Origin of the sequence: Micromonospora sp. NPDC049274 (assembly GCF_040678875.1) — a bacterium.
GTDB lineage: Bacteria > Actinomycetota > Actinomycetes > Mycobacteriales > Micromonosporaceae > Micromonospora.
The window spans coordinates 106,491-132,888 of sequence record NZ_JBFAQS010000021.1 but is presented as its reverse complement, the minus strand read 5'-3'; the positions used below and the strand labels follow the sequence as shown (position 1 = coordinate 132,888).

Sequence of the window (26,398 nt, the reverse complement as noted above, 5' to 3'; positions counted from 1 at the left end):
ATGGCGCCTGCGGTGAAGGCGAGGCCGGCAGCGGTCAGAGCGGTCTGACGGATCAGATCGGTACGCATGATGGCGTGCTCCTCTGCATCGGGGGATACGCGCCGGCACACGAAAATCGCGGGGGGTGTGTGCCGGGCGGAAGTCTCAGGGGGGATCTACCCGGCGGCTCTGGCCTGCTCGGGTGTCCGGGGGGTGTAACCGCGGCGGCCGGTCGGGTGTTCCCGGCGGCTGCCGCACGGGCCGGCCGGTGGTGCTGCTCGGCCGTGCGGGGGTGTAACCGTGGCGGCCGGTCGGGTGTTCCCGGCGGCTGCCACGCAGGGCAGGCCAGTGGTGCTCGGCCGTGCGGGGATGTAACCATGGCCGCCGGTCGGGTGTTCCCGGCGGCTGCCGTGCCCCGCGGCCCGGAAGTCGCGGCGTCTGCCAGGTATAACGACCCCGTCGGGCCCACGATTCCGCCGCCCGGGTGCCGGCGGCCACGGGACGGCGACTCCCAAACCACCCAAACCGCCCAGCCAAAAACGGGCATCCGGCCCCGGCCGGGGTGATCGACTCGGGTTCCCTGAAACCGGGGTGTCCGGGCGCGTTGGACACCGCGACTTCATGAAACCCGAGTGGATCATCGACTTGAGGGTGCGCAACGATGCCGGGCGGCCACGATTTCGGACCACGCACGCAGCCGGTCACACCCTGCCGGCATCCCAGACCGGACATTACGCCCAGACGAGCCCCGCAGCGGCCCTCCGGGACGAGCGTGAGGCAGTGATCAACACGGGATCGGCGATATCGCGGTGTCCGGGATGCCGGGAGACCCCGACATCGGTGATGTCGTGTTGATCAAGCCTCACCCGGATCACTCGGGCAGGCGAGCAGGCGAGCAGGCGAGCAGGCGAGCAGGCGAGCAGGCGAGCAGGCGAGCAGGCGAGCAGGCGAGCAGGCGAGCAGGCGAGCAGGCGAGCAGTGTGACCTGACCGGCCGTCCCAGCCGGGCGAGAAGGCGGCAGGCGCTCGCCGACCGCGGCGGGATGGTCCGCACCGTGCAACTCAGGTGCTGGGGCTCGCCTCGGTGCTCTCGTCGGTTTTGGTGCCCTTGTCGAGGGCGGCCAGGATCGCCTCGGCGGTGCGTCGACCCACCCCGGGCACCTCGGTGATCTCTTCGACGGTCGCCGTGGAGAGTCGCTTCAGCGAGCCGAAGTGCCGTAGCAGTGCCTTGCGGCGGACCTCGCCCAGGCCGGGGACATTGTCCAGCGCGGACTCGGTCATCCGCTTCGAGCGACGCTGGCGGTGGAACGTGATGGCGAAGCGGTGCGCCTCGTCGCGGACGCGTTGCAGCAGGTAGAGACCCTCCGAGGTGCGCGGCAGGATGACCGGGAACTCGTCGTCGGGGAGCCAGACCTCCTCCAGGCGTTTGGCGAGGCCGCACAGCGCGACGTCGTCGATGCCCAGGTCGGCGAGGGCCTGGGCGGCCGCCGCGACCTGCGGGGCGCCGCCGTCGACGACCACCAGTTGGGGCGGGTACGCGAATTTGCGCGGCCGGCCGGTGGTGGGGTCGACCAGGATGCCTACCTGCGGATCCGTGGCGCCTCCGGGCGCAGTCGGGTCGTCCGCCGACTCCACGCCCACCTCGCCCGTCTCAGCCCGAGCGTCGAGGTAGCGGGCGAAGCGGCGGCGCAGCACCTCGGACATGGCAGACAGGTCGTCGGTGGCGCCCCGGACGATGAACCGCCGGTACTCGCTCTTGCGGGGCAGCCCGTCCTCGAAGACGACCATGCTGGCGACCACGTCGGTGCCCTGGATCTGGGAGATGTCGAAGCACTCGATGCGCAGCGGTGAGGTACGCATGTCGAGCGCCTCGCTGATCTCGTCCAGCGCCTTGCCGCGGGTGGTCAGGTCACCGGACCGCTTGAGCTTGTGCCGGGCCAACGCGTCTTTGGCGTTGCGCTCCACCGTCTCCATCAGCGAGCGCTTGTCGCCGCGCTGCGGCACGCGCAGCGACACCCGACTGCCCCGGTGGTTGCTGAGCCACTCGGCCAGCGCGTCGGCGTCGGCGGGCAACTCGGGCACCAGCAGTTCGCGGGGCACGTCGGCCTCGCCGTGCTCGCCGCCGTACACCTGGGTGCAGAAGTGGTGCACGAGGTCCCCGGTGCTCAGGTCCTCGGTCTTCTCCACGACCCAGCCGCGCTGGCCGCGGACCCGGCCGTCGCGGACGTGGAAGACCTGTACGGCCGCCTCGAGCGGGTCGTCGGCGAACGCGACCACGTCGGCGTCGGTGCCGTCGCCGAGCACGACGGTCTGCTTCTCCATGGCCCGGCGCAGGGCGGCCACGTCGTCACGCAGGCGGGCGGCGCGCTCGAACTCCAGCTGCTCGCTCGCCTCGGTCATCTCGCGCTCGATCTTGCGGACCATCGTGTCGGTGCGTCCGGCCATGAAGTCACAGAAGCCGTCGACGATGGCACGGTGCTCGTCGGCGGAGACGGTGCCGACGCACGGCGCCGAGCACTTGCCGATGTAGCCCAGCAGGCACGGACGACCGACCTGGCCGGCGCGCTTGAACACGCCGGCCGAGCAGGTGCGTGCGGGGAACACCCGCAGCAGCAGGTCCAGGGTCTCCCGGATGGCCCAGGCGTGCGAGTACGGACCGAAGTAGCGCACACCCTTGCGCTTCGCGCCGCGCATCACCTGCAACCGCGGATATTCCTCGTCGAGGGTGACGGCGAGATAGGGGTACGACTTGTCGTCGCGGTAGCGGACGTTGAACCGGGGGTCGTACTGCTTGATCCAGGTGAACTCCTGCTGGAGCGCCTCGACCTCGGTGCCGACGGTGATCCAGTCCACCGACTCGGCGGTGGTGACCATCTGCCGGGTGCGCTCGTGCAGGTTCCAGACGTCGCCGAAGTAGGAGTTGAGCCGGCTGCGCAGGTTCTTCGCCTTGCCGACGTAGATCACCCGGCCGGTGCCATCGCGGAAGCGGTAGACCCCCGGTGACTCCGGGATGGTGCCGGGTGCGGGTCGGTAGGTCGAGGGGTCAGCCACGCCGACAAGCCTAGTCCGCACCCCCGACACCCCACCGCAAGCGCTTGATCCACTCGGCTTCCGGGAAGGCGGGGTGTCGGCGGGCTGCGGACACCCCGACTTCCCGGAACACGAGTCGATCAAGCCGTCGAGCGGATCAAGCCGTCGAGAGCCGTCGAGCGGTTCGCGTCAGGCCAGGGAGATCTGGTCGCCCGTCACCTTGATCTCCTTGGGTGGCAGCGGCTTGGTGGCCGGCCCGGCCTTCACCGAGCCGTCCTCGATCGAGAACTTGCTGCCGTGGCAGGTGCAGTTGATGGTGCCGCCGTCGACGTTCGTCACGGGGCAGTTCTGATGCGTACAGATGGGGCTGAAGCCCTTGAACTGACCGGCCGCGGGCTGGGTGATCACCACGCCCTCGGCGGCGAGGACCTTGCCGCCGCCGACCGGGATGTCGGCGGTGGTGGCCAGCGACTGGGCGTTCTGCCGGTCGCCGCCGCCGGCGTCGCCGGTGCTGGGCACCGCGGGGCCACCACTCGTGGGACCGCCGCTGCCGCCGCCGTCGTCACTGCCGCAGGCAGCCAGGACGACAGCCGCGCCGACTGCCCCGACGCCGGTGAGCAGGGTACGACGTGTCTGCGTACCCGGACCGGTCAGCGCCTGATCGTCACTCATGCCTCGCCTCTCTCTCGCCCGCTGCGCCGGTCAGAAGCCGACACACTTTTCCACACGGGCAACTGTGCCGGATGGTTCATCGCGGCATCCGTCCGACCCGGGAAATGGGGCGGGGCGGGGCAGCAATCGCCCCGCCCCGCAGAGATCGTGGTCAGCGTGCGCCGGCCGGCACCTTGCGGCTGGCCCGCGTCTTGGTGACGCCGTTGGCCTTGGCGGCGCGGGTGGTGGCCGCCGCCGCGCCCTTGGCCTCACCGTCGAGCTTGAGCACCTGGCGCAGGAACTCGCCGGTGTGGCTCTCGGCCACCTCGGCGACCTCCTCAGGGGTGCCGGTGGCGAGCACCATGCCGCCCCGGTGGCCGCCCTCCGGGCCCATGTCGATCAGCCAGTCGGCCGTCTTGATCACGTCGAGGTTGTGCTCGATGGTGATCACCGTGTTGCCCTTGTCGACCAGGCCCTCCAGCACCATCAGCAGCTTGCGGATGTCCTCGAAGTGCAGGCCGGTGGTCGGCTCGTCGAGCACGTAGACAGTCCGCCCGGTGGAGCGCTTCTGCAGCTCGGAAGCGAGCTTGACCCGCTGCGCCTCACCACCGGAGAGGGTCGGCGCGGGCTGCCCGAGGCGAACGTAGCCCAGGCCGACGTCGACGAGGGTCTTGAGGTGCCGGTGGATGGCCGGGATGGCGGAGAAGAACTCGGCGGCCTCCTCGATCGGCATCTCCAGCACGTCCGAGACGGTCTTGCCCTTGTAGTGCACCTCCAGCGTCTCCCTGTTGTACCGGGCGCCCTTGCAGACCTCGCAGGGGACGTACACGTCGGGCAGGAAGTTCATCTCGATCTTGATGGTGCCGTCGCCGGAGCACGCCTCGCAGCGGCCGCCCTTGACGTTGAACGAGAACCGGCCCGGCCCGTACCCCCGGACCTTGGCCTCGGTGGTCTCGGCGAAGAGCTTGCGGACGTGGTCCCAGACACCTGTGTAGGTGGCCGGGTTGGAACGCGGCGTACGGCCGATCGGCGACTGGTCGACACCGACGACCTTGTCCACGTGCTCCAGACCGGAGACCCGGGTGTGCCGGCCGGGCACCAGCCGAGCGCCGTTGATCTGGTTGGCCAGCACCGCGTAGAGGATGTCGTTGACAAGCGTCGACTTGCCGGAGCCGCTGACCCCGGTGACCGCGATGAGCTGGCCCAGCGGGAACGAGACAGTCAGATTGCGCAGGTTGTGCTCACGCGCGCCGTGCACCACCAGCTCGCGGGCCGGATCCTGCGGCCGGCGGCTCGCCGGCGTCGGGATCGACCGCTTCCCGGACAGGTACGCCCCGGTGATCGACTCCTTGTTCTTCAGCAGCGCCGGCACCGAGCCGCTGTGCACGATCTTGCCGCCGTGCTCGCCGGCGCCGGGCCCGATGTCGACGATCCAGTCGGCGACACGGATGGTGTCCTCGTCGTGCTCCACCACGATCAGCGTGTTGCCCAGGCCGCGCAGCCGGATCAGAGTCTCGATCAGCCGGTGGTTGTCGCGCTGGTGCAGGCCGATCGACGGCTCGTCGAGCACGTAGAGCACGCCCACCAGACCGGAGCCGATCTGGGTGGCCAGCCGGATGCGCTGCGCCTCGCCGCCGGACAGCGTGCCAGCCGGCCGGTCCAGCGAGAGGTAGTCCAGGCCGACGTCGAGCAGGAACCGCAGCCGGGCGTTGATCTCCTTGAGGACGCGCTCGGCGATCATCTTCTGCCGGTCGGTCAGCTCGATGCCGGCGAGCAGGTCGGCGCACTCCCCCACGGACAGGTTGCAAACCTCGGCGATGCTCTTGCCGGCGAGGGTGACCGCGAGCACCTCGGGCTTGAGCCGGGCGCCGCCGCACGCCGCGCACGGCACGTCGCGCATGTAGCCCTCGTACTTGTCGCGGGACCACTCGGACTCGGTGTCGGAGTGCCGGCGCTCGATCCACTGCACCACGCCCTCGAAGCCGGTGTAGTAGGAGCGCTCGCGACCGTACTTGTTGCGGTAGCGCACGTGCACCTGGTCGTCGGAGCCGTGCAGGATCGTCTTCTGCGCCCGCGCCGGCAGCGCCCGCCACGGGGTGTCGACGTCGAAGTGCTGGGCCTCGCCGAGCGCCTCCAGCAGGCGCAGGAAGTATTCCAGGTTGTGCCCGGTGGACCAGGGCTGGATGGCGCCCTCGCGCAGGCTGCGCTCCGGGTCCGGGACCAGCAGCTCCGGGTCGACCTCCTTCTTGGTGCCCAGGCCTGTGCACTCCGGGCAGGCGCCGTACGGTGCGTTGAAGGAGAAGACCCGCGGCTCGAGATCTTCGATGGCGAGGGGGTGGTCGTTGGGGCACGCCAGGTGCTCGGAGTAGCGGCGCTCCCGGTCCGGGTCGTCCTCCGGCAGGTCGACGAAGTCGAGCAGCACCAGCCCACTGGACAGGCCCAGCGCCGCCTCGACCGAGTCGGTCAGCCGCTGCTTGGCGCTCGGCTTGACGGTGAGCCGGTCGATCACCACCTCGATGGTGTGCTTCTCCTGCTTCTTGAGCTTCGGCGGCTCGGTCAGCGGGTGCACCACGCCGTCGACGCGGGCCCGGGCGTAGCCCTTGGCCTGCAGCTCGGCGAAGAGGTCGACGTACTCGCCCTTACGGCCGCGGATCACCGGCGCGAGCACCATGAACTTGGTGCCCTCGGCCATCGCGAGGACCCGGTCGACGATCTGCTGCGGGCTCTGCCGGGAGATCCGCTCGCCGCAGACCGGGCAGTGCGGCTCGCCGATGCGGGCATAGAGCAGCCGCAGGTAGTCGTAGACCTCGGTGATGGTGCCCACGGTCGAGCGCGGGTTGCGCGAGGTGGACTTCTGGTCGATCGAGACGGCCGGGCTCAGCCCCTCGATGAAGTCGACGTCGGGCTTGTCCATCTGGCCGAGGAACTGCCGGGCGTACGACGAGAGCGACTCCACGTACCGTCGCTGCCCCTCGGCGAAGATCGTGTCGAAGGCCAGGCTCGACTTGCCCGACCCGGACAGCCCGGTGAACACGATGAGAGCGTCCCGGGGCAGGTCGAGACTGACGTCACGCAGGTTGTGCTCGCGCGCGCCACGGATGATCAGTCGGTCGGCCACAGTGCGTGTACTCCCGGGAGAAGACGAAGCGAAGGATCTGTCCCGCTCTGGGTGAATACGAGCGGTCGTGCGGGCGCGGAAAACACGCCTCGGCAACTCTAGCCCCGAGGTATGACAGTTTCCCCCGCCCGCACATTCCCCCAGCTCAGCCCGGTCGGCCGCGCCGCCGCCGAGCCCGCGTACGACAGCCGTCAGTAACCTCCGGGCGACGGTGGCCGCGCCGCCCGACGCCGGGCCGAGCGCCAGCCGCCACGCCGCTCCGCGGCCAGCCGCGCCTCACGCCGCCGGCTCTCGTGGGTGACCTCCGACTGCAGACGCCGCCAGCTCTCCCACCGACGGGTGGACAGCTCACCGGTCCGCAGCGCGTCGCGGACCGCGCAAGCCGGCTCGCCGTCGTGGCCGCAGTCGGCGTACCGACAGCCCTCGGCCAGCCCGGCGATGTCGGCGAACGCCCGGTCCAGGCCGGCCACGCCGTCGAGCAGACCGACCGCCCGTACGCCTGGTGTGTCGATCACCGCGCCGCCGCCCGGGATCGGCACCAGGGCCCGCCAGGTGGTGGTGTGCCGGCCCTTGCCGTCGACCCGCCGGATCGCCTGGGTCGGCATCATCACCGCGCCGGCGAGCGCGTTGACCAGGCTCGACTTGCCCGCGCCGGACGGCCCGAGCAGCCCCAGCGTGCGGCCCGGCGCGACCTCGGCGCGCAGCGGGTCCAGACCGGTGCCGCGCTCGGCACTGACCGGCAGCACCGGCACGCCGGGGGCGATCGCGGCGAGCTGGCGGGCCAGCGCGCCCGGGTCGGCCGCGAGGTCGGCCTTCGTGAGCACCACGATGGGCCGGGCCCCGGACTCGTGGACCAGGGAGAGCAGCCGCTCGATGCGGCCGACGTCCGGTTCCGGGTGCACCGGCTCCACCACGGCGGCGGCGTCGAGGTTGGCGGCCAGCACCTGGCCGCTGGCATCCTTGCCGGCGGTACGGCGGATCAGCGCGGCCCGCCGGGGCAGCACGACCGCCACGGTGATCCGGCGGTCGGGCCAGTGCGTGAGCAGCACCCAGTCCCCCGCGCAGGGCAGCGCCGAGGGGTCCCGGACGGCGGAGGCCAGCACGGACGGGCCGAGGCTGGCCCGGACCGGACCGTCGGCGGTGAGCACCGTGCAGACCCCCCGGTCCACGCGGGCCACCCGGCCGGGGTGGTGCTCGCCGCGTCGGGCGGCGTACGTCGCCCGGTCGGCGTCCCAGCCGAGGGCGGTCAGATCGATCGTCATGGCATCCTCATCGGTGTCGAGCTGGTGATGGCGGAACACGCGTGCCACGTCCGGCATGAACACCACCTCCGTCCGACGTCCCGGTGCCGCTTGTGAGGCCGACGGTAGGGCGCGGGGCGACGCGCCGAAAGCGATTTCCGCGACGACGGCGCGGCGCGGGCCGGCTAGGGTCGACTGGGCCACGCTCGCCGTCGACCCCGGCAGTCCCCTGCCCACTCCACCGGAACGGATACGGACACGTCATGACCTACAGCGGAGATGTCACCCACGGCGGCCCGCCGGCGGTACGGGAGTTGGACGGGCTCACCATCAGCAAGCTGTCGGTGGGCCCGATGGACAACAACGCCTACCTGCTGCGCTGCACCGGCACCGGCGAGCAGGTGTTGATCGACGCCGCCAACGAGGCGCCCCGGCTGCTGGAGCTGGTCGGCGACGGCGGTCTGACCGCAGTGGTCACCACCCACCAGCACATGGACCACTGGGTGGCGCTGGAGGAGGTGGTCGCCAAGACCGGCGCGCGGGCGCTCGTACACGCCGACGACGCGGCCGGGCTGCCGATCGAGGCGGAGCGGCTGGCCGACGGCGACACCGTCGCGGTCGGTGACTGCGCGCTGGAGGTCATCCACATCAAGGGCCACACGCCGGGTTCGATCGCGCTGCTCTACCGCGACCCCAACGGCACCGGGCACCTTTTCACCGGCGACAGCCTCTTCCCGGGTGGCGTGGGTAACACCGACAAGGACCCGCAGCGTTTCGCCGCGCTGATCGACGACGTCGAGCACAAGCTGTTCGACAAGCTGCCGGACGACACCTGGTTCTACCCGGGCCACGGCAAGGACAGCACCCTGGGAGCGGAGCGCCCAGCCCTCCCCCAGTGGAAAGCAAGAGGCTGGTAACCCCACCACATCAGGGTCACCAAACGCTGACCGAGAACCACAAAAGATCCACAAACCGCGAGGTGGGACGCGGCACCACCGGACGAACCGCCACCAAAACGGGGGCGGGGGCCTGCCGTGCCCGGCGCAGGGATCAAGCCTGACCGCCCGGAGCCGGGCACGGCAGGCCCCCGCCCCCCACCGCAACCAGCGACAAGCGACAAGCGACAAGCTCACCCAGCAAGAGCAGCGAACCGGCGCCGCGCCCCCACCAGCACGACAAACGCCAGCACCAGCCCCACCCCCATGGTGACCAGCAGCGGGCTGGGTGCCCCCGGCAGCAGCCCGGCCAGCGCCCGCGAGGCGGTGCCCAGCGCCAGGTAGAGACCGGCCCAGGCGGCCGCGCCGAGGGCCGCGCTTCCGAGGAACCGGCGGTACGACATCCGCAGGCCACCGGCGGCCAGCGGCAGCAGCGCGTTGAACACCGGCAGGAACGGCGCGACCATCATCATCCGGCCGCCACCGTGGCTGAGGATTCCCTCCGCCGCGCTCCAGCGCGACTCGCCGATCCAGCCCCCGATCCGGCTGCGACGTAGGGGTTCGGCGTAGCGGCGACCGACCAGGAAGCTCAGCGACCAGCCGGCCAGGCACCCGACCAGCACCGCGGCGAAGGTGGCCAGCCCGGTGGACGGGCGGCCCACCCCGACTGCGGCCAGGATCGCCACGTCACCGGGGATCAGCACGCCCAGCAGCGGTACGGCGTCGAAGAGCATGACCAGCCCGAGCACGCCCATCAGCACCAGGATGGGCAGCTCTCCGACCTGGGCCAGCCATTGCGTCATGCCTCGTACGCTATGGCCGCCGTACCGCCGGGGACATCCGGTCGCAGCCCCCAGGGTCCCCTGGTATCCGTCTCGGGGTCGCCCCTGAGAGGGCTCGCGCGTCAGGTGGGTCGCAGCACCTGTACCCGGCGCAGCGACGAGTCCACCGACGGCTCGGTGGTGGGCACCGGGTAGTCGGCCAGCACCCGCAGCCCGTCGGCCGGCAGGTGCCCGCGGCCGGGGTCTCCGACCAGCACCTCCGCGCCGGAGGCGACGGCCCGTCGCAGGAACGGCAGCATCCGCTCGGCCATCGGGCGGCTGTAGAAGACGTCTCCGGCGACCACCAGGTCCGCGTCGACGCCGGCACTGTCGAGCAGGTCCTCGCCGCTGACGTCGACGGCGACCCGGTTGGCGCGCGCGTTGAGCGTGATGGCCGCCACGGCGTACGAGTCGATGTCGTTCGCCACGACGTGGGTGGCGCCGGCCAGCGCGGCGGCGATGGCCACCAGCCCCGATCCGGCGGCGAGGTCGATGACGCGGCGTCCGGCGGCCAGCTCCGGGTGGTCCAGCAGGTGCCGGGCCAGGGCCTGGCCACCGGCCCAGGCGGAGGCCCAGTACGGCGGCGGCAGGGCGTGCCCCGCGAGCGCCTCCATCCGCGCCCACCAGACGATCGCGTCCTCGGCGAGGTGCAGCCACACCTCCGGCACGAACGGGGTGGGCACCAGGTGGAGCCGGTCCAGGCCGGAACCGGGCGCGTCGATCTCGCGCTCCAGCTCGGTCAGCGCGGTGGCTGCGGCACCCCTCATCGGCGCAAGCATGCCGCAGCGGAGGGTGGTCGGGGCGGCTTTCGCATGCCGGCGCGCACAGATTTCATCTGAGTTCAAGTAAACACCTACGGCACTTCGGCCGGCAGATCGGGCGTTTGCCCGTTACTGTCGAACAGGTACGGGCGACCATCGGCCACGGGCCGATGGTCCGCCGCTTTGAACAGGGAGAGATGCATGGCAACCGGCACGGTTAAGTGGTTCAACTCGGAAAAGGGCTTCGGCTTCATCGAGCAGGATGGTGGAGGGCCGGACGTGTTCGTCCACTACTCCGCCATCGCTTCGAGCGGCTACCGGGAGCTCAACGAGGGCCAGAAGGTCGAGTTCGAGGTGACCCAGGGGCAGAAGGGTCCGCAGGCGGACAACGTCCGCCCGATGTAGCTCCGTGCCGGTGACGGCGGTCGGTTCCCGGCCGCCGTCGCAGTGCACTCAACACGCTGCCGGGGCGGCGGGCAGGTCCCGCCGCCGCCGGAGCGGACCAATCAGCAGGATCAGCGGGGTGATCGCCAACCAGGCGGTCATCACGCCTATCGCTGTGCCGGCGTCGTAGCGGGCGCCGAGGGCTCCGGCCAGAACGGCCGCCAGCGGGATGGCGCCGAAGTTGAGCAGATGCATGCTCACCGTCACGCGACCGAGCAGGTGGTGCGGCGTGTACGCCTGCCTGAAGGCGCCCTTGATCACGTTGCCGATGGCCACTCCGAGGCCGATCAGCACGCCGCCGAGGGCCGGCCAGAGCAGCCCGACGCCCGGCGCGGCCAACGGAATGAGCAGGGCGGGTGGGCCGGTGAGCGCTGCCCCGATCAGCATGGCGCGCGCGGTGCCACATCGGCGGGCCAGGGCGGTGGCCAGCAGCGCGCCGATGATTCCCCCGACGCTCATGACGCCAACCAGCACGCCCACCAGGCCCGGCGCGAGCCGCAGCTCCCGCACCAGGAACACCACCAGGACGGCCTGGTAGCCGGTCAGTCCGATGTTGCTGGCCGCGCCGAAGACCGTCAACACCCGCAGGTACGGGTCGCGGGCGACGAAGCGCAGCCCCTCGGCGATGTCGCGACGCAGCGACCGGGACCGGTCCGGCCGGGTGGGGCGCGGCTCGGCGGTGCGGATGCGCAACAGGAAGATCGCCGAGAGCAGGAACGTCACCGCGTCCAGCAGCAACGCGGCGACCGCGCCGGTGAGCTGGGCGATGAGACCGGCGATGCCGGGCCCGACGACGTAACTCGCGGTCTGCGTGGCCTGTAGTTTCGCGTTCCCCTCGGGCAGTTGCTCGGGCCGCAGCAGCACCGGCAGGTAGACCTGGTCGGCGGTCTCGAAGAAGACCCGCGCGGTGCCCGCGCCGAGCGCCACCACCAGCAACTGCGCGACGGTGAGGCGGCCCAGGGCAGCGGCCACCGGCACGCTCAGGAAGGCCAGACCGCAGATCAGGTCGCAGACCACCATCAGGGGTCGGCGTGGCAGCCGGTCCACCCACGCACCGGCCGGGAGGCCGATCAGCAGCCAGGGCAGCCAGGCGGCGGCGGTGAGGACCGCCACCTGGAAGGTGCCGGCGTCGAGCACGGCGACCGCCACCAGCGGCAGCGCGACAGTGGTGACGTTGCTACCGATGCTGCTGACCGTCTGCCCGGCCCAGAGCAGGCGGAAGTCGCGGTGCCACAGCAGCCCCCCGGCCGGTCGGACCGGGCCTGGGTCGGTGCGGGTGGCCGCCGTCACGGCCGGGCCGGTACGCCGTGGACGAACACGAAGACGGGCCGTCGTTCGCCCCCGTCGTCGGGCACGCCGCGCTCACCCCAGCGGGCCAGCAGGTCGGTCACCTCGCGGCCCAGCTCGGCCAGCTCGTCCGGCGTGAGGTGCAGCCACCGGTCGTTGGAGAACGCCGCGTCGGCCCAGGTGGCCTGCGCCGACTCGTCGGCGGCGTGCCAGGCCCGGGCCAGGGCGACGTGCCGGTCCAGGTTGAGCGAGGTGGCGGCGTCGGCGACGGCCCGGGCGGCCGGGTCGGCGTCGAAGTCGCGGCTGGACCAGGCAACTCCCCGTGTGACCAGTCGCCACCACCGTTCGCGGCGGTCCCGGGCCAGCTCGGGGGCCTCGGTGACGAGGTCGGCGGCGGCGAGCACCTTGAGGTGGTGGCTGACGTTCGCGGGCGCCTGGTCGGTGCGCTCGGCGAGCAGACCGACTGTCGACGGGCCGTGCACCTTGAGCACGTCCATCAGGCGGCGGCGCAGCGGGTGGGCCATGGCGGCCAGCACCCGCGAGTCGGTGACCTGGCGTACGTCGGGCGTGTTCATGCCCCCACCATGGCATCCGCAACAGTAGTTGCGCAATATGTATTGCCCAATAGCTGTTGCGGATGGCCGATGAAGAGAGGCGGCCCGGTGGGACGGGCCGCCTCCCGCTCAGGCGACGAGCCGGCGGGCGAGCTCGTCGGCGACCTGCTTGGCGAGGCTCAACGGGATCGCGGCGGCGATGCGCTCCGGTGACAGCCCGGCGAGGACACCCGCGACGATGGCCTCGGCGTTGGTGGGGTCCTGGCCGGTCGCCGCCGCGAGCTTGGCGACCTGCACGTAGGTGGTTTGCACGGCGTTTCCCAGCGACGGCCCGGACCGGCCCAACTGCGCGTTGAGCACTCCGGCGGCGATGTCCTCGATGAGCGCTTGTCGCTCGCCTGCGGTCATGTCCATGTCGTCGTCTCCCTTGATGAGGCCGATGCTGGTCAGGTAGCGGTGGAAGAGCGGCCGCTGGTCGCGGCCGGCCTTGATGGCGTCACGAAAGAAGCTGACGTGGGTGTGCCAGCGGTGCGAGCTGTCGCCGCTGGTGCGCTTGCCGAGCCGGTCCCACCGCTTCACGGTCGTACCGTCGGGGCTGTAGATGATCTCGCGGATGTCCCGGGTGTCCGTCGCGTTCGCGGCGCACTCCCCCACACACCAGATCGAGAAGCTGGGCAGCGTGTGCGTACGTCCGCCGGAGCGGACCTCGAAGCCGCCGACGTCCAACGCCGCCGCGTCGAGGGTCAGGCCGTCGCGGTCCCGCGACGACTCCACCACCGAGTAGTCATTGGTCACCACCCGGTCCGATCCACAGTGGTAGCCGCCGCGGTGGGCCGGATCGCCGACGATCCCCACCTCTGCCGGCTCCAGATCGGCCGGGCGGTCGGTGTTCGGGTCGACGTTGAGATGAGTGAGAAGGAGACTTCGGACGGCCAACAGGTTCGTCGGAGTCCGCGTCATGGGGCCCCCCTTTCGATGAGCGGGGGCCGAGCGCACGACATCACACCGCGTACGCGGTGTCTGCTTTTCGGGCGAGCCCGGCCTACTGGTGCACGGCGCCGGGCGTTGACCCAACCATAGCCCGAGAAAAACATGAATGCCCAGCTCAGCGGGGGTCTATTCGAATTGGACGATCGGCAGCCACAACGCCGAGGGATGCGTGGGGTCGTGCAGGACCTGCCGTCGGCCGGCACGCAGCGTAACCGCCGTGCCGAGGGGCTCACCGCTGCCCGGGTTGCGCGCCCAGCGCGGGTGTGCGCCGCCGGCGACCTGAATGCGCAGCCGGTGACCGGCCACGAACCGGTGCGCGGTCGGCCAGAGCCGCACCGAAACCCGCAGCGCCCCGGAACCGTCGGCGGTGAACCGGCCGGGCGTGACCCGGACCAGCCCGTCGCACACGTTGCGGGACCGTCCCCGCCGGTCCACGTCGCACAGTCGGACGAAGACGTCCAGGTACGCGAGCTCGCTGCGGACGTGGATCTCCGCGCGTACGTCGCCGATCACCTCGACCGGCTCGGTGAGCGGGGCACTGGTGTACGTGAGCACGTCGGACCGGGCCTCGACGTGCCGGTTGTCCACCGGGCCGGCTCGCTTGGCGACCAGCAGCGGACCACCGAGGGACGGGGTGGGGTCGGCCGGGTCGTACCGGAACTCGTCCGGCGTCGAGGGTCGCGGCGGACGGGTCGCCAGCTCGCCGCCCGCGTGCAGGTGCCACGCGGTGTCGGTGGCAGGCGGTGGCCAGTCCGGCAGATCCCGCCAACCGCCGCCGGCACCGCCCACGTACAGCCGGACCGGGCCCCCGCGAGACCGCCCGGTGGGCAGTCGCTCATCGGCCGCGGACCTGTTCAGGTGCTCGTCCAGCCAGGTCAGTCCTTCGCCTAGCGCCGCCACGAAGAGGCCTGGGCTGCCGTGTGTCCACGGGCCGATCACCAGCCGCGGCCGGGCGCCCGCGGCACGCAGGGTGGCGTGGTCGTCGAGCTGGGCGGGCAGGAAGATGTCGTGCCAGCCGGTGACCATGACCACGGGCGCGCGCACCCGGGCCACCCGGTCGGCGAAGACGCGGCTGCGCCAGTACGCGGCGTCGGGGTCGTGGTGGCGCAGCCACTCCTGGAAGAACGGGATCGTGACGCCGGTGGCCACCCGGTCCGCCTGGGCCAGCGGCAGGTGGTCCAGGGCGGCCGCCAGGCGGGGCTGCCCACGCTTGAGTTCCCACTGCCGGGCCAGCCTCGGCACGGTCTGGGCGTGCAGCAGCTCGGCCCAGGTCAGCACGGTGTCCAGGGCGAACGACTCCCCCGCGTACGTTGAGTCCCGGGTGGACGACGCGGTCACCACCGCGACCATCGCGCGCAGATCCTCGCCGGCGTCGGCGGCCAGCGCCCACTGGGCGAAGCCCTGGTAGCTGACCCCGAACATGCCGAGCGCTCCGGACCACCAGGGCTGGCGGCGCAGCCAGTCCAGGGTGTCCACCCCGTCGTCACGCTCGTGCACCAGCGGGTTGAACGTGCCGCCGGAGCCGCCGGTGCCCCGGCAGGACTGGATCACCGCGTGTCGGCCGCGCGCGGCGAGCAACCGGCCGAGCAGCCGCAACGGCCCGCCCCGCCCGTACGGGGTGCGGATCAGCACGGCCGGGGCGGGCCTGTCGCCGGGGGCGTAGTGGTCGGTCCGCAGCACGACGCCGTCCCGCACCCGGACCGGGATGTCACGGGTGATCCGCACCGGGCCGGGACGCACGGCGGGCAGCCGCAGCGCGGCGGCGGCGAGGCGGGCGACGAGCTGACCCGGCACGCTCAGCCCGTCGCCCGGTGGGGCGGCTCGGGCCGGGCGGCGCGGACCGCGTCGCGATGCGCCCGCAGCGACTCGCTCATCTCCGCCAGGAACCGGTGCACCACCTCCAGCTCGTCCTCACCGAAGCGGTCCATCACCGTGTCGGTCCGGGCGCCCAGCGGCCGGAAGAACTCGGTCGCCAACGCGGCGCCCTGGTCCGCGTAGTGCAGCAGCACCTTGCGCCGGTCGACGGTGTCCCGGTCCCGGCGGATGTGCCCGGCCCGTTCCAGCCTGTCGATCAACGCGGTGACCGAACCGGACGACAGGTTGAGCTGCGCACCGAGGCGGCCGGGGGTGATCGGATCGCCGAACAGCTCGGCGTCCATGACCGCGATCAGCGCGTTCAGGTCGGTCGGGTTGAGGCCGTGCAGGTTGGCGAAGGCGTGGCCGACCTGCTGGGCGTCCACCGCGTACCGCCGGAGGTTGTTGGTGATCTCCGCGACCAGCTGGTCGCGGCGCGTGTCACGCCGCCGGTACATGCCGTGAGTCGCCACCTCGCGCCGCTTCTTTCCCGTCGTCGGTCCCCGGGTTGCAGCATAGAACAACCGTCGATAATCTCGGCCATCAAGATACTCGACGCTCGACAGACCTAGGGGTCAGCGATGTCCGTCTTCACCACTGTCGCGCGCGGCAGGCTGGCCGCCTGGCTCACCGTGGCCGCCGCGCTCGTCGTCGGCGCGGCCGTCTTCGGAAGCCCCCGGCCGGACAACCCGGCGCCGGTGTCCGCGACAGGCCTGTCGGCCCAGTGGCAGTCGACCCAGGTGCAGCGCCTGCAGGACCAACTGCCGTCGCACGATGTCCAGCCGGCCATCGTGGTCGTCAGTCGCGGCGACGGCGGGGCGCTGAGCGAGGCCGACCGGGCCACCCTCGCCGCCCGCTCCGGCGACCTGGGTCGCTTCGCGGTGGGCGGGCAGGTCAGCCCGGCGCAGGTCTCCCCGGACGGCACTGTCGCGCTCGTCGCCGTCCCGCTGGACACCGCGGGCGGTCAGGAGGCGGTCACCGACAGCGTCACCCGGCTGCGCGACGCGCTGACGGCGCTGCCGGACGGGCTGACCGCCGAGGTCACCGGCGCACCCGCCTTCACCGCGGACCTGTCCTCGGTCTTCGAGGGCGCCGACGTCACCCTGCTCGCGGTGACCGCCGCAGTGGTCGCGTTACTGCTGTTGATCACGTACCGCAGTCCGTTCCTGTGGATCGTGCCGCTGGTCGTGGTCGCGGCGACCGAGCAGCTCACCCTGCGCGCGGTGGACACGATCGTGCCGGCCGTCGGGATCAACCTCCAGCAGGGTCAGGTCACCGGCATCGCAAGCGTGCTGGTCTTCGGCGCCGCCACCGACTACGCCCTGCTGCTCATCGCCCGCTACCGGGAGGAACTGCGGCGCGAGGAGAACCGGTACGCGGCGATGCGCGCCGCGCTGCGGCGTACCGCCGAGCCCATCCTGGCCAGTGGCGGCACCGTGGTGCTCGGCGTGCTCACCCTCCTGCTCAGCGAGCAGGAGACGAACCGGGCGTTGGCCGTCGCCTGCGCCACCGGGGTGGTCTTCGCCATGGCCTCGGCGCTGTTCGTGCTCCCCGCCGTCCTGGTGCTCTTCGGTCGCGGGCTGTTCTGGCCGTTCGTGCCCCGCGTCGACGGCCCGGTCCGGGAGGGTCGGCTCTGGGGCCGCCTCGGCGCCGCCGTGCAGCGCCGCCCGGTGGTGGTCGCCGTGCTGGCCACAGTGCTGCTCGCCGGTCTGTCGCTGGGTGGACTGGGGATCCGCACCGGACTGTCCGAGACCGAGCAGTTCCGGGCCGAGCCGGAAGCGGTCACTGCGGCGCAGACCCTCGCCCGCGCGTTTCCCGCCGGCAGCACCCAGCCGGTGGCCGTGCTCACCAGCCCGGCGGCGGTGCGGGCGGTCACCGACGTCGCCGCCGCCGTACCCGGCGTCGCCTCGGCGCGGCCCGGCGACGCCGGCCGCACCGTCGCCCAGGTCGACGTGGTGCTGGACGCCGAGCCCGGCACGACCGCCTCGGACCGCACGATCGAGGCGCTGCGCGACGCGGTCGCCGCCGTTCCCGACTCCGCTCCCCCGGCCGCCGCCGGAGCCGAGGCACCCTCGGGGGCGATCGTCGGCGGCACCGTGGCCGCCACGTACGACTCCGAGCGGGCCAACGACCGTGACCTGCGGCTGATCCTGCCGATCATCCTGCTGCTGGTCGGCGCGGTGCTCGTGCTGCTGCTGCGGGGTCTGCTGGCGCCGGTGCTGCTGGTGCTCACCGTGATCGCGTCGTTCTTCGCCAGCCTCGGCGCGGCGTGGCTGCTCTTCGACCACGTGCTGGGTTTCCCGGCGCTCGACAGCGGCGTGCTGCTGCTCGCCTTCGTGTTCCTGGTGGCGCTCGGCGTGGACTACAACATCTTCCTGGTCACCCGCGCCCGGGAGGACGCCCGCAGCGCGGGCACCCGCGCCGGGATGCTGTCCGCGTTGCGGGTCACCGGAGGTGTGATCACGAGCGCCGGTGTGCTGCTCGCCGCGGTGTTCGCCGTGCTCGGCGTGCTGCCGCTGATCACGCTCACGCAGATCGGCGTCATCGTCTGCATCGGCGTCCTGCTGGACACCCTGCTGGTCCGCACGGTGCTGGTGCCCGCGCTGGCGTTCGTGCTCGCGGACCGCTTCTGGTGGCCGGGCCGCGTCGACGCCCACCCGGGCGCCGACGTCCCGGCGACGCGCGAGCCGGTGACCGCGCGGGACTGACGCGCACGGAAAAGGGGCGGGCTCGACCCCGCCCCTTTTCGTGTGCTCAGTACCCCAGACAGACGCACTCGGTCATCAGCGCCCGCACGTTGCGCACGTACGACGGATTGGGGATGGCGAGCGGCTTGCCCTCCCGCGCCACCGCCCCGTGCCCGTAGTTGTACGCGGAGATGACGGCGTTGAGCAGGCAGGAGTCCAGTTCGGCGGTGCACAGGTCCGCGTCGAGCCGGTAGTCGGCCTCGAAGTACATGTCGCCGATGTACTTGGTCAGCCAGGCCAGGTAGTTGGCCCCCAGGTACGCGTTGTCCTGGTAGTCGGCGATGTCGTAGCTCTGCTCGAACCGCTGGTTCATCCAGGTCGCGGTGGCCGGCATCACCTGCATCAACCCGACGCCGCCGTCGCAGGCGTAGATGTTGGACTGCCAGCCGCTCTCCTGCCAGGCGGTGGCCTTGACCAGGTTCAGCGGGATCTTGAGCTCCGGCGCCGAGCTGGGCCAGTAGGTGCGGCCGGCGGCGGCGCTCAGTGCCGCCTTCACGTCGGCGCGGCTCGCCTGGGGGCCCTTGTAGCTGGGCTTGCAGGACGAGGGGGCGGGCTTCGGTGGCGGCGGCGGGACCTTCGTCTCGGTGGGCGGCTTGGCGACCGCGCGGGGCTTCGGCGCCGCGCCTGTCGAACGGGTCGGCTTCTTCGACGGCGACGCGGACGGCTTGCGGCTCGGGGCGGTGCCCAGGGCCGCCACCGCGCTCGCCGACGGGCTCGGCTCGTCGGTGGGCTCGTCGGCGGCGGCGTCCTCCACCGGCGTCTCGGCGACGGAGACGGGGGCGGCCTGGTCCTGTGGGCGTTCCCCCTTACCGGCGCAGCCGACCGCGCCACCGGCGAGCAGGAACCCGGCGAGCACGAGTGCGCCCACCCGACCGGTCCGTACACGCATCGTGTTCCTCCCCCGTCTGACAGTCGCCGCAGACTAGCAAGGTTCGACCGGCCGGCGGGGCCCCTGCGGCGGCGGCACCGGGTCGGCCTGGTGCTCCCGGTCGCCCACCGCGCGGTCCCGGGTGGCCCAGGCGACCATGAACACCACAGTCCACAGCACCCCCAGTAGCACCGCCGCGGCCGTACCGCTCGCGGTGTCCAGGCCGAGGTAGAGCCGCGCCGCGCCGACCCCCAGCACACCCGCGGCGGCGACCGTCCAGGCGGCCACCGCCACCGGCCAGTGGGTCCTGCGGGACACCAGCCAGGCAAGGGTGCAGAAGCTCGCCGCGACGATGGCGTTCTGGGTGGGAAACAGGACGGCCTCGTCCCCGATCAACTCGGCCACCACTGCCAGCACGACCAGCGGCACGAACGCGCCCACCGTGCCCACCACGCTGAGCAGGTCCGCCCGCCACGGCCGGTTGCGCCACGCGAGCACCGCCGCCACCAGCGCCACCAGCACGATCAGCAACCACCCGCGCACCAGCGACACCACGACCAGGGTGGCGTCGGCGGCGTCCGGGGTCCGGCGGGCGGCGAACCAGGCCGCGATCGCCCCGTCCAGCGCGGCCAGCCCGCTGTTGCGTACCACCACGGCGAGCAGACCGGCGATGGCCAGCCCGGCGGCGAAGAGCAGCAGCAGCCCGGCGGCCAGATTGAGCAGCAGCGTCCAGGCCGGCCCGATCCGCATGGCCACCAGGAAGAACAGGACCCCGTAGCGGGCGCCGAGCCAGCGCACCGGCGGCAGCGCGGCGGCCCGGGACAGCAGGGCGCGCACCGGATCGGGGTTGCGGCCCAGCCACCGCCCGGCGAGCACGACCCCCAGCAGCCCCGCCAGCAACGCCAGCACCGCGCCGGTGGCCCGGCCGAGCAGCCGGGAGACCGTGTCGTACGACTCACCGGCGAGGTGACCGAGCAGCACCGAGCCGCCGACCCAGGTCACGATGCCGGCCAGGTTCCAGGGCGCGAACCGCCGGTACGACATGCCTGCCCCGCCCGCCAGCCGGGGCACCAGGGTGCGGGCGAAGGCCACCCAGCGCGCCGCGAACACGCCCCTGCCGCCGAGGCGGGCGAGCATCGCGTCGGCCCGGCGCCACCGCTCCGGCCCGACCCGGTTGCCCAGCCCGGCACGCAGCTTCGGCCCGTAACGCCGGCCGGCGCGAAACGCCAGCGCGTCCCCGGCGAACGCCGAGACGATCATCGCGAGCAACGTCGGTCCGAGCCGCAAGGTACCGTTGTAGGTGAGGAAGCCGACGAGCAGCAGGGTAGCCTCACCCGGCACCAGCAGGCCGAAGATCACCGCGGTCTCGCCCGCCACGATCAGCGCGGCGACCAGGTAGATCCACAGAGTGGGCAGACCCTGCACCCAGGTCAGCAGGTCGTGCACTCAGGCCCCCGGGACACGGGAGCCAGCATGCCAGCCGGCGCAACGACCAGGACAGCAGTTTCACCATAGATCAGGGGCACCTGGGGGTGACCCCGACGCAGCCTGCGCGAGCGCAGGCGGAAGGATAGAGGGTATGCAGCTTCGCACCGACCTCCGCAACGTCGCCATCATCGCTCACGTCGACCACGGCAAGACCACCCTGGTCGACGCCATGTTGCGGCAGGCCGGCGCCTACGGTGCCCGCGGCGAGAACACCGAGCGGGTGATGGACTCGGGTGACCTGGAGCGGGAGAAGGGCATCACGATCCTGGCCAAGAACACCGGCGTGCACTACCTGCCGGCGGACGGCTCCGACCCGGTCACCATCAACATCATCGACACCCCCGGCCACGCCGACTTCGGCGGCGAGGTCGAGCGCGGCCTCACCATGGTCGACGGTGTGGTCCTGCTTGTGGACGCCAGTGAGGGCCCGCTGCCGCAGACCCGCTTCGTGCTGCGCAAGGCGCTGCGGGCCCGGATGCCGATCATCCTGGTGATCAACAAGGTGGACCGCCCGGACGCCCGGATCAAGGAGGTCGTGGACGACACCTACGAGCTCTTCCTCGACCTGGACGCCGACGAGGAGCAGATCGACTTCCCGATCGTGTACGCCTGCGCCCGCGACGGCATCGCCTCGCTGACCCAGCCCGCCGACGGTTCGGTGCCGGACGACAGCACCTCGCTGGAGCCGCTGTTCCGCACCCTGCTCGACACCATCCCGGCCCCCGCGTACGAGGACGGCGCGCCGCTGCAGGCGCACGTCACCAACCTGGACGCCTCCCCGTTCCTCGGCCGCCTGGCGCTGTGCCGGGTCCGCCAGGGCACGATCAGCAAGGGCCAGACGGTGGCCTGGTGCCGCACCGACGGCAGCACCCAGCGGGTCCGCATCTCCGAGATGCTGATGACCGAGGGCCTGGAGCGCAAGCCGGCCGAGTCGGCTGGTCCGGGCGACATCATCGCCGTCGCCGGCATCCCCGAGATCATGATCGGTGAGACCCTCGCCGACGTGGAGAACCCGGTCGCGCTGCCGCTGATCACCGTCGACGAGCCGGCCATCTCGATGACCATCGGCACCAACACCTCGCCGCTGGTGGGTCGGGTCAAGGGCGCCAAGGTCACCGCGCGCATGGTGAAGGACCGTCTCGACAAGGAGCTGGTCGGCAACGTGTCGCTGCGGGTGCTGCCCACCGAGCGCCCGGACGCCTGGGAGGTGCAGGGCCGTGGTGAGCTGGCGCTGGCCATCCTGGTCGAGCAGATGCGCCGGGAGAGCTACGAGCTGACCGTCGGCAAGCCGCAGGTCGTCACCAAGGAGATCGACGGCAAGACCTGCGAGCCGGTCGAGCGGCTGACCATCGACGCCCCGGAGGAATACCTGGGCGCGATCACCCAGCTCCTCGCCACCCGCAAGGGCCGGATGGAGCAGCTGGTCAACCACGGCACCGGCTGGATCCGGATGGAGTGGCTGGTGCCGGCGCGCGGCCTGATCGGCTTCCGCACCGAGTTCCTCACCGACACCCGCGGCACCGGCATCCTGCACCACGTCTTCGAGTCCTACGAGCCGTGGTTCGGTGAGCTGCGTACCCGTAACAACGGCTCGCTTGTCGCCGACCGGGCCGGCGCGGTCACCGCCTTCGCGATGACCAACCTGCAGGAGCGCGGTCAGCTCTTCGTCGAGCCGACCACCGAGGTGTACGAGGGCATGATCGTCGGGGAGAACTCCCGCTCCGACGACATGGACGTCAACATCACCAAGGAGAAGAAGCTCACCAACATGCGGCAGTCGACCTCCGACGAGACCGAGAAGCTGGTCCCGCCGCGCAAGCTCACCCTGGAGCAGGCGCTGGAGTTCTGCCGTGAGGACGAGTGCGTCGAGGTCACCCCGGCCACGGTGCGCATCCGCAAGGTGGTGCTCGACCAGCAGCTGCGGGGCCGGGCCACCGCCCGCCGCAAGCACGCCGGCTGAGGACACCAGCACCCGACACCGGGCGCGTCGGCCGCTTGCGGCCGGCGCGCCCGTCGGTTTTCCGGCGGGGGTACGCGGGCCCGACCGTCCCGTGATCGGCTACGGTCACCGGCATGACCTGGGACGATCTCGACGCCCATCTGGACCGGGTGCCGGGCACCGTCTCGGCGTACGTGTGTCGCCTCGACGCGTTTCCGACCTGGACCCGGCACGCCGACGCCGGCCACTACGCCGCCAGCACCATGAAGGTGGGGGTGCTGGCCGCGCTGCACCGCGCCGCCGAGGCCGGCACGCTGGACTTGGACGCCGACGTCCCGGTGGTCAACGAGTTCGACTCGGCCCAGCCCGGCGCGCCCCGGTTCTCCTGCGCCCCGCACTACGACAACGACGACGCCGTGTGGGACCGGCTCGGCGGCACCGCGCGCCTGCGCTGGCTCGCCGAGCGGATGATCGTGCGATCCAGCAACCTGGCCACCAACCTGGTCCTCGGCCACGTCGGACTGCCCGCGGTGGCCGAGGTGTGGGCGCTGGCCGGCGCCCGCAACAGCGTCACCGGCCGGGGCATCGAGGACTTCGCCGCCCGCGAGGCAGGCATCACCAACACCGTCACCGCCGCCGACCTGGCCGCCCTGCTGGGCGCGCTGGCCAGCGGCGCCACGACGCCCGGCCGCCTCGCCTCGCCGAGCAGCTGCGGCGCCATGCTGGACGTGCTGCTCGCCCAGGAGCACCGCGAGGACCTGGCCGCCGGCCTGCCCGAGGGCACCCGCATCGCGCTCAAGAACGGCTGGGTACGCGGTGTGCGCCACAGCGCCGGCGTGGTGCTGCCCGAAGACGCCCCGCCGTACGTGCTCGCCGTGTGCACCACCACCGACCTGGCCGGCGGCGACGACGATGTCGAGGACGACGCCTGCCGGCTGCTCGCGCACATCTCGGCCCAGGTGTGGGCCGCCCGCCACCACCTCTGACCCAACCCCCGCCGATCCGGCTAGGCTGCCCGGACCCCCCACCCCGGAGCCGCCGATGCCCAGCAGCCGCACCATCCTGGCCGCCTTCCTCACCGTGACCGCGGCGAACCTGCTGGCCAACGCCACCGGCAGCGACCTGGCGTTCACGCTCACCAAGCCGCTGCTGATGCCGCTGCTCGCCGCGTACCTCTGGCGGGTCACCGCCGACCGCGGCGCCCGGCCGGACCGGCTGGTGCTCGCCGGGCTGGCCTTCGCCACCGGCGGCGACGTGGCGCTGCTGGTCGCCGGCAGCGGCTGGTTCCTCGCCGGCATGGCCTGCTTCCTCGGCACGCACCTCTGCTACCTCGCGGCCTTCGCCCGAGACGGCGCCGCGACCGCGCTGCGCCGCCCACCGCTGGTCGCGGTGCCGGTGGGGTACGCGGTGCTCACCGTCGTCGCGCTGGCCTGGATGTGGTCCGGGCTCACCGACGCCGGGTTGGCCGTGCCGGTGGCCGGCTACGCGCTCGCCCTGGCCGCGATGGCCACCACCGCCGTCACCCAGGGCCGGCGGGTCGGCCTCGGCGCCGCCCTGTTCCTCGGCTCCGACCTGCTGATCGCCGCCGGGGTGGCCGGCGTGGCGGAGCCACCCGGCGCGCCGGTCCTGGTGATGGCGACGTACGCGGCCGGCCAGGCGCTGATCGTCACCGGTCGGGCCGCCCGCGCCGAGGCGCCGGTCACTCCAGCAGGTGCGCCCGCAACGCCGTGAGGACGTCCTCGGTCAGCCCGAGACCGTCGCGCAGGTAGCCGTCGAACGAGCCGTGCACCCGGCGCACCTCGTGGTAGCCGGCGTCGAGATACTCGGGGCGGACCTCCAGCACCGGCAGCACCGCGTCGACGTCCAGCTCGGGGTTCCGGCGACGCATCGCCTCGATGATCACCGCGCGGAGGCTGTCGGTGAGCGCGTTGTTGCGCAGGTACTCGGCGCGGATCGCCGCCTCGTCCACGCCGAGCGCGCTGAGCAGGACGACGGTGAGCCAGCCGGTGCGGTCCTTACCGGCGGAGCAGTGGTAGAGCAGCGGCAGGTTCTCCGGCCGCGCGGCCAGCCGCACCGCCGCGCCGAAGTTGACCCGGGCCGACTCGCCGGTGACGAACCACCTGTAGATCTCGGCCATCGCCCCCGCCGTGCCCTGCCGGGCCAGCTCCGCGTACGCGTCGAGGTCGTGGCCGAGCAGCACCGCCGACACGTACGTGAAGACCGGGTGGTCCGGGTCGTGCACCGGCAGGTGCACGATCCGCGGCTGGCCGGTCAGCCGGTCGGCCGGGGCGACGTCGATCTCCGCGGAGGCGCGCAGGTCGAGCACGCAGGCCGGCCCCAGCTTGGCCAGCACCAGCAGATCCTCGTCGGTGAGCCGACCCAGCGCCGGGGTGCGGATCAGCCGTCCGACGCGCACCCTCCGACCGTCGGCGCCGAGCAGCCCGCCAAGGTCACGGGCGTTCGGTGCGCCCACCAGCTCCCAGTCCCGCGCGACCATCCGGTGTCCCCTCCCGCCGTGTGCCTGCGTATAGGGTGCCCGACATGACGATCTCGGCGGTACGCACCCACCGGGTTTCTGCCCCCTTACACACCCCCTTCGTCACCGCGCTGCGCCGCACCACCACCGTGGACACCCTGGTCGTGGAGCTGATCGATGCCGATGGTCGCTCCGGCTTCGGCGAGGCGCCGCAGGTGTGGCAGGTCACCGGCGCGTCGGTCGCCGGCGCGCAGGCGTGCGTACGGGAACTGCTCGGCCCGCTGCTCACCGGGCGTGACCCGGACGACCTGGTGGCCCGCTGCGCCGAGGTGCAGCGCGCGGTGGTCGGCAACGAGGCCGCGAAGGCGGCGGTGGACGTGGCCCTGCACGACCTGGCAGCGCGGCGGCTGGGCGTACCCCTGGTGCGGTTGCTCGGCGGCACCACCCTGCGGGTGCCGACGGATGTCACCCTCGCCGCGGGCGACGCGGTGGATCTGGCGGCGGCCGCCCGCCAGCGGCAGGCCGACGGCTTCGGCGTGCTGAAGCTGAAGGTGGGCACGGACGCGGCCGGCGACCTGGACCGGGTACGCGCGGTCCGTGCGGCGGTCGGCACCGGGATCCGGATCCGGCTCGACGCCAACCAGGGCTGGACGCCGCGCGAGGCGGTCCGGGTGATCCGTGGCATCGAGGACGCCGGGCTGGACGTGGAGTTGGTCGAGCAGCCGGTCGCCCGCTGGGATCTGGACGGGCTGGCGTGGGTCAGCGACCGGGTGTCCGTGCCGATCCTGGCCGACGAGGCGGTCTTCGGGGTCCGCGACCTGGTCGAGGTGATCCGCCGCCGGGCCGCCGACCTGGTCAACGTGAAGCTGGCCAAGTGCGGCGGGCTGCACCCGGCGCGCACCCTGTTGGAGTTGGCTACCGCGCACGGGCTCGGCACTGTGGTCGGGTCGATGATGGAGAGTCAGGTAGGCATCGGCGCGGCGGCGAGCCTGGTCGCCGCGTACGGCACCACGGCGGTCGCCGACCTGGACGCCGCCTGGTGGCTGGCCTGGTCGCCGGTGCAGGGCGGGATCCGCTACGAGGGGCCGACGGTGGTGTTGCCGGACGCGCCTGGCCTGGGCATCTCCGGCCTTGCTGAAGTAAAGATGCAGGGCCGTGGTTGATGATCGTTGGTTTCTTTCATAGGGTGCCCCCGGGACAGCCGACACGAGCTGGG

At 72.3% G+C, this 26,398-nt stretch carries 21 protein-coding genes; 7 read left to right on the top strand and 14 right to left on the bottom strand.

The genetic code is table 11. The annotated features are described in order from the left end of the window. Positions 1 to 1,040: 1,040 nt before the first annotated feature. The 4 genes from uvrC to rsgA form a co-directional block, all read right to left on the bottom strand. Positions 1,041 to 3,029 (bottom strand): excinuclease ABC subunit UvrC, encoded by a 1,989-nt coding sequence (gene uvrC / locus AB0K10_RS29465; RefSeq protein WP_363688854.1) that lies wholly within the window; start codon positions 3,027 to 3,029, stop codon positions 1,041 to 1,043. 168 nt (positions 3,030 to 3,197) lie between these two features. Then, positions 3,198 to 3,680, bottom strand: a complete 483-nt coding sequence (locus AB0K10_RS29460; protein ID WP_363688852.1) for a Rieske (2Fe-2S) protein — start codon at positions 3,678 to 3,680, stop codon at positions 3,198 to 3,200. A 151-nt stretch (positions 3,681 to 3,831) separates the two neighbouring features. Continuing rightward, positions 3,832 to 6,777 carry an excinuclease ABC subunit UvrA gene (uvrA, locus tag AB0K10_RS29455; protein WP_363688850.1) on the bottom strand — a complete coding sequence of 982 codons (2,946 nt, stop codon included), beginning with the start codon at positions 6,775 to 6,777 and terminating at the stop codon, positions 3,832 to 3,834. Positions 6,778 to 6,968: 191 nt separating this feature from the next. Beyond that, positions 6,969 to 8,039, bottom strand: coding sequence for a ribosome small subunit-dependent GTPase A (gene rsgA / locus AB0K10_RS29450; RefSeq protein ID WP_363688868.1), 1,071 nt, complete (start codon positions 8,037 to 8,039; stop codon positions 6,969 to 6,971). Between the two features lie 242 nt (positions 8,040 to 8,281). On the opposite strand from rsgA, the gene AB0K10_RS29445 reads away from it, so the two are divergent. Beyond that, positions 8,282 to 8,935 (top strand): MBL fold metallo-hydrolase, encoded by a 654-nt coding sequence (locus AB0K10_RS29445; protein ID WP_363688848.1) that lies wholly within the window; start codon positions 8,282 to 8,284, stop codon positions 8,933 to 8,935. A 212-nt stretch (positions 8,936 to 9,147) separates the two neighbouring features. Here AB0K10_RS29445 and AB0K10_RS29440 read toward each other — a convergent pair whose 3' ends face one another. Then, positions 9,148 to 9,756 (bottom strand): VTT domain-containing protein, encoded by a 609-nt coding sequence (locus tag AB0K10_RS29440; RefSeq protein ID WP_363688846.1) that lies wholly within the window; start codon positions 9,754 to 9,756, stop codon positions 9,148 to 9,150. Between the two features lie 101 nt (positions 9,757 to 9,857). After that, positions 9,858 to 10,553: a 50S ribosomal protein L11 methyltransferase gene (locus tag AB0K10_RS29435; protein WP_363688844.1), complete on the bottom strand. Its 696-nt coding sequence runs from the start codon at positions 10,551 to 10,553 to the stop codon at positions 9,858 to 9,860. 183 nt (positions 10,554 to 10,736) lie between these two features. Here AB0K10_RS29435 and AB0K10_RS29430 point away from each other — a divergent pair, with 183 nt between their 5' ends. Further along, positions 10,737 to 10,940 carry a cold-shock protein gene (locus tag AB0K10_RS29430; protein WP_007462771.1) on the top strand — a complete coding sequence of 68 codons (204 nt, stop codon included), beginning with the start codon at positions 10,737 to 10,739 and terminating at the stop codon, positions 10,938 to 10,940. Positions 10,941 to 10,988: 48 nt separating this feature from the next. Here AB0K10_RS29430 and AB0K10_RS29425 read toward each other — a convergent pair whose 3' ends face one another. The 5 genes from AB0K10_RS29425 to AB0K10_RS29405 all read right to left on the bottom strand — a co-directional run bounded on the left by AB0K10_RS29425 (position 10,989) and on the right by AB0K10_RS29405 (position 16,122). After that, on the bottom strand, positions 10,989 to 12,269 hold the full coding sequence (locus AB0K10_RS29425) for an MFS transporter (RefSeq protein WP_363688842.1): 1,281 nt from the start codon (positions 12,267 to 12,269) through the stop codon (positions 10,989 to 10,991). Beyond that, positions 12,266 to 12,841, bottom strand: a complete 576-nt coding sequence (locus AB0K10_RS29420) for a metalloregulator ArsR/SmtB family transcription factor (RefSeq protein ID WP_363688840.1) — start codon at positions 12,839 to 12,841, stop codon at positions 12,266 to 12,268. Before AB0K10_RS29420 ends, AB0K10_RS29425 begins: the two co-directional genes overlap by 4 nt. A 108-nt stretch (positions 12,842 to 12,949) precedes the next feature. Further along, the gene (locus tag AB0K10_RS29415) at positions 12,950 to 13,780 is read right to left on the bottom strand and encodes a hypothetical protein (protein ID WP_363688838.1); all 831 of its coding nucleotides are present in this window, start codon (positions 13,778 to 13,780) and stop codon (positions 12,950 to 12,952) included. A gap of 156 nt (positions 13,781 to 13,936) precedes the next feature. Then, positions 13,937 to 15,604 (bottom strand): CocE/NonD family hydrolase, encoded by a 1,668-nt coding sequence (locus AB0K10_RS29410; protein WP_363688836.1) that lies wholly within the window; start codon positions 15,602 to 15,604, stop codon positions 13,937 to 13,939. Positions 15,605 to 15,606: 2 nt separating this feature from the next. Beyond that, entirely contained in the window at positions 15,607 to 16,122 is a 516-nt protein-coding gene (locus tag AB0K10_RS29405; RefSeq protein ID WP_363688866.1) for a MarR family winged helix-turn-helix transcriptional regulator, read from the bottom strand. A gap of 123 nt (positions 16,123 to 16,245) precedes the next feature. Here AB0K10_RS29405 and AB0K10_RS29400 point away from each other — a divergent pair, with 123 nt between their 5' ends. Continuing rightward, positions 16,246 to 18,372: an efflux RND transporter permease subunit gene (locus tag AB0K10_RS29400; RefSeq protein WP_363688834.1), complete on the top strand. Its 2,127-nt coding sequence runs from the start codon at positions 16,246 to 16,248 to the stop codon at positions 18,370 to 18,372. A gap of 46 nt (positions 18,373 to 18,418) precedes the next feature. Here AB0K10_RS29400 and AB0K10_RS29395 read toward each other — a convergent pair whose 3' ends face one another. After that, positions 18,419 to 19,300: a transglycosylase SLT domain-containing protein gene (locus AB0K10_RS29395; RefSeq protein ID WP_363688832.1), complete on the bottom strand. Its 882-nt coding sequence runs from the start codon at positions 19,298 to 19,300 to the stop codon at positions 18,419 to 18,421. Between the two features lie 33 nt (positions 19,301 to 19,333). Further along, entirely contained in the window at positions 19,334 to 20,725 is a 1,392-nt protein-coding gene (locus AB0K10_RS29390; RefSeq protein ID WP_363688830.1) for a DedA family protein, read from the bottom strand. A gap of 133 nt (positions 20,726 to 20,858) precedes the next feature. Between AB0K10_RS29390 and typA the strand changes: the two genes are divergently transcribed. The 3 genes from typA (at position 20,859) to AB0K10_RS29375 (ending at position 24,437) form a co-directional block, all read left to right on the top strand. Beyond that, on the top strand, positions 20,859 to 22,727 hold the full coding sequence (gene typA, locus AB0K10_RS29385) for a translational GTPase TypA (protein WP_363688828.1): 1,869 nt from the start codon (positions 20,859 to 20,861) through the stop codon (positions 22,725 to 22,727). A 113-nt stretch (positions 22,728 to 22,840) separates the two neighbouring features. Further along, the gene (locus AB0K10_RS29380) at positions 22,841 to 23,692 is read left to right on the top strand and encodes a serine hydrolase (RefSeq protein ID WP_363688826.1); all 852 of its coding nucleotides are present in this window, start codon (positions 22,841 to 22,843) and stop codon (positions 23,690 to 23,692) included. A gap of 55 nt (positions 23,693 to 23,747) precedes the next feature. Next, a complete protein-coding gene (locus tag AB0K10_RS29375) occupies positions 23,748 to 24,437 on the top strand; it encodes a lysoplasmalogenase (RefSeq protein WP_363688824.1) in 690 nt (229 codons plus the stop codon). Here the strand turns inward: AB0K10_RS29375 and AB0K10_RS29370 are convergent. Next, a complete protein-coding gene (locus AB0K10_RS29370) occupies positions 24,406 to 25,203 on the bottom strand; it encodes a tyrosine-protein phosphatase (protein WP_363688822.1) in 798 nt (265 codons plus the stop codon). The two genes, AB0K10_RS29375 and AB0K10_RS29370, sit on opposite strands and share 32 nt — an antisense overlap. Positions 25,204 to 25,247: 44 nt before the next feature. Between AB0K10_RS29370 and AB0K10_RS29365 the strand changes: the two genes are divergently transcribed. Beyond that, positions 25,248 to 26,345, top strand: coding sequence for a dipeptide epimerase (locus tag AB0K10_RS29365; protein WP_363688820.1), 1,098 nt, complete (start codon positions 25,248 to 25,250; stop codon positions 26,343 to 26,345). The last annotated feature ends 53 nt before the right edge of the window (positions 26,346 to 26,398 follow it).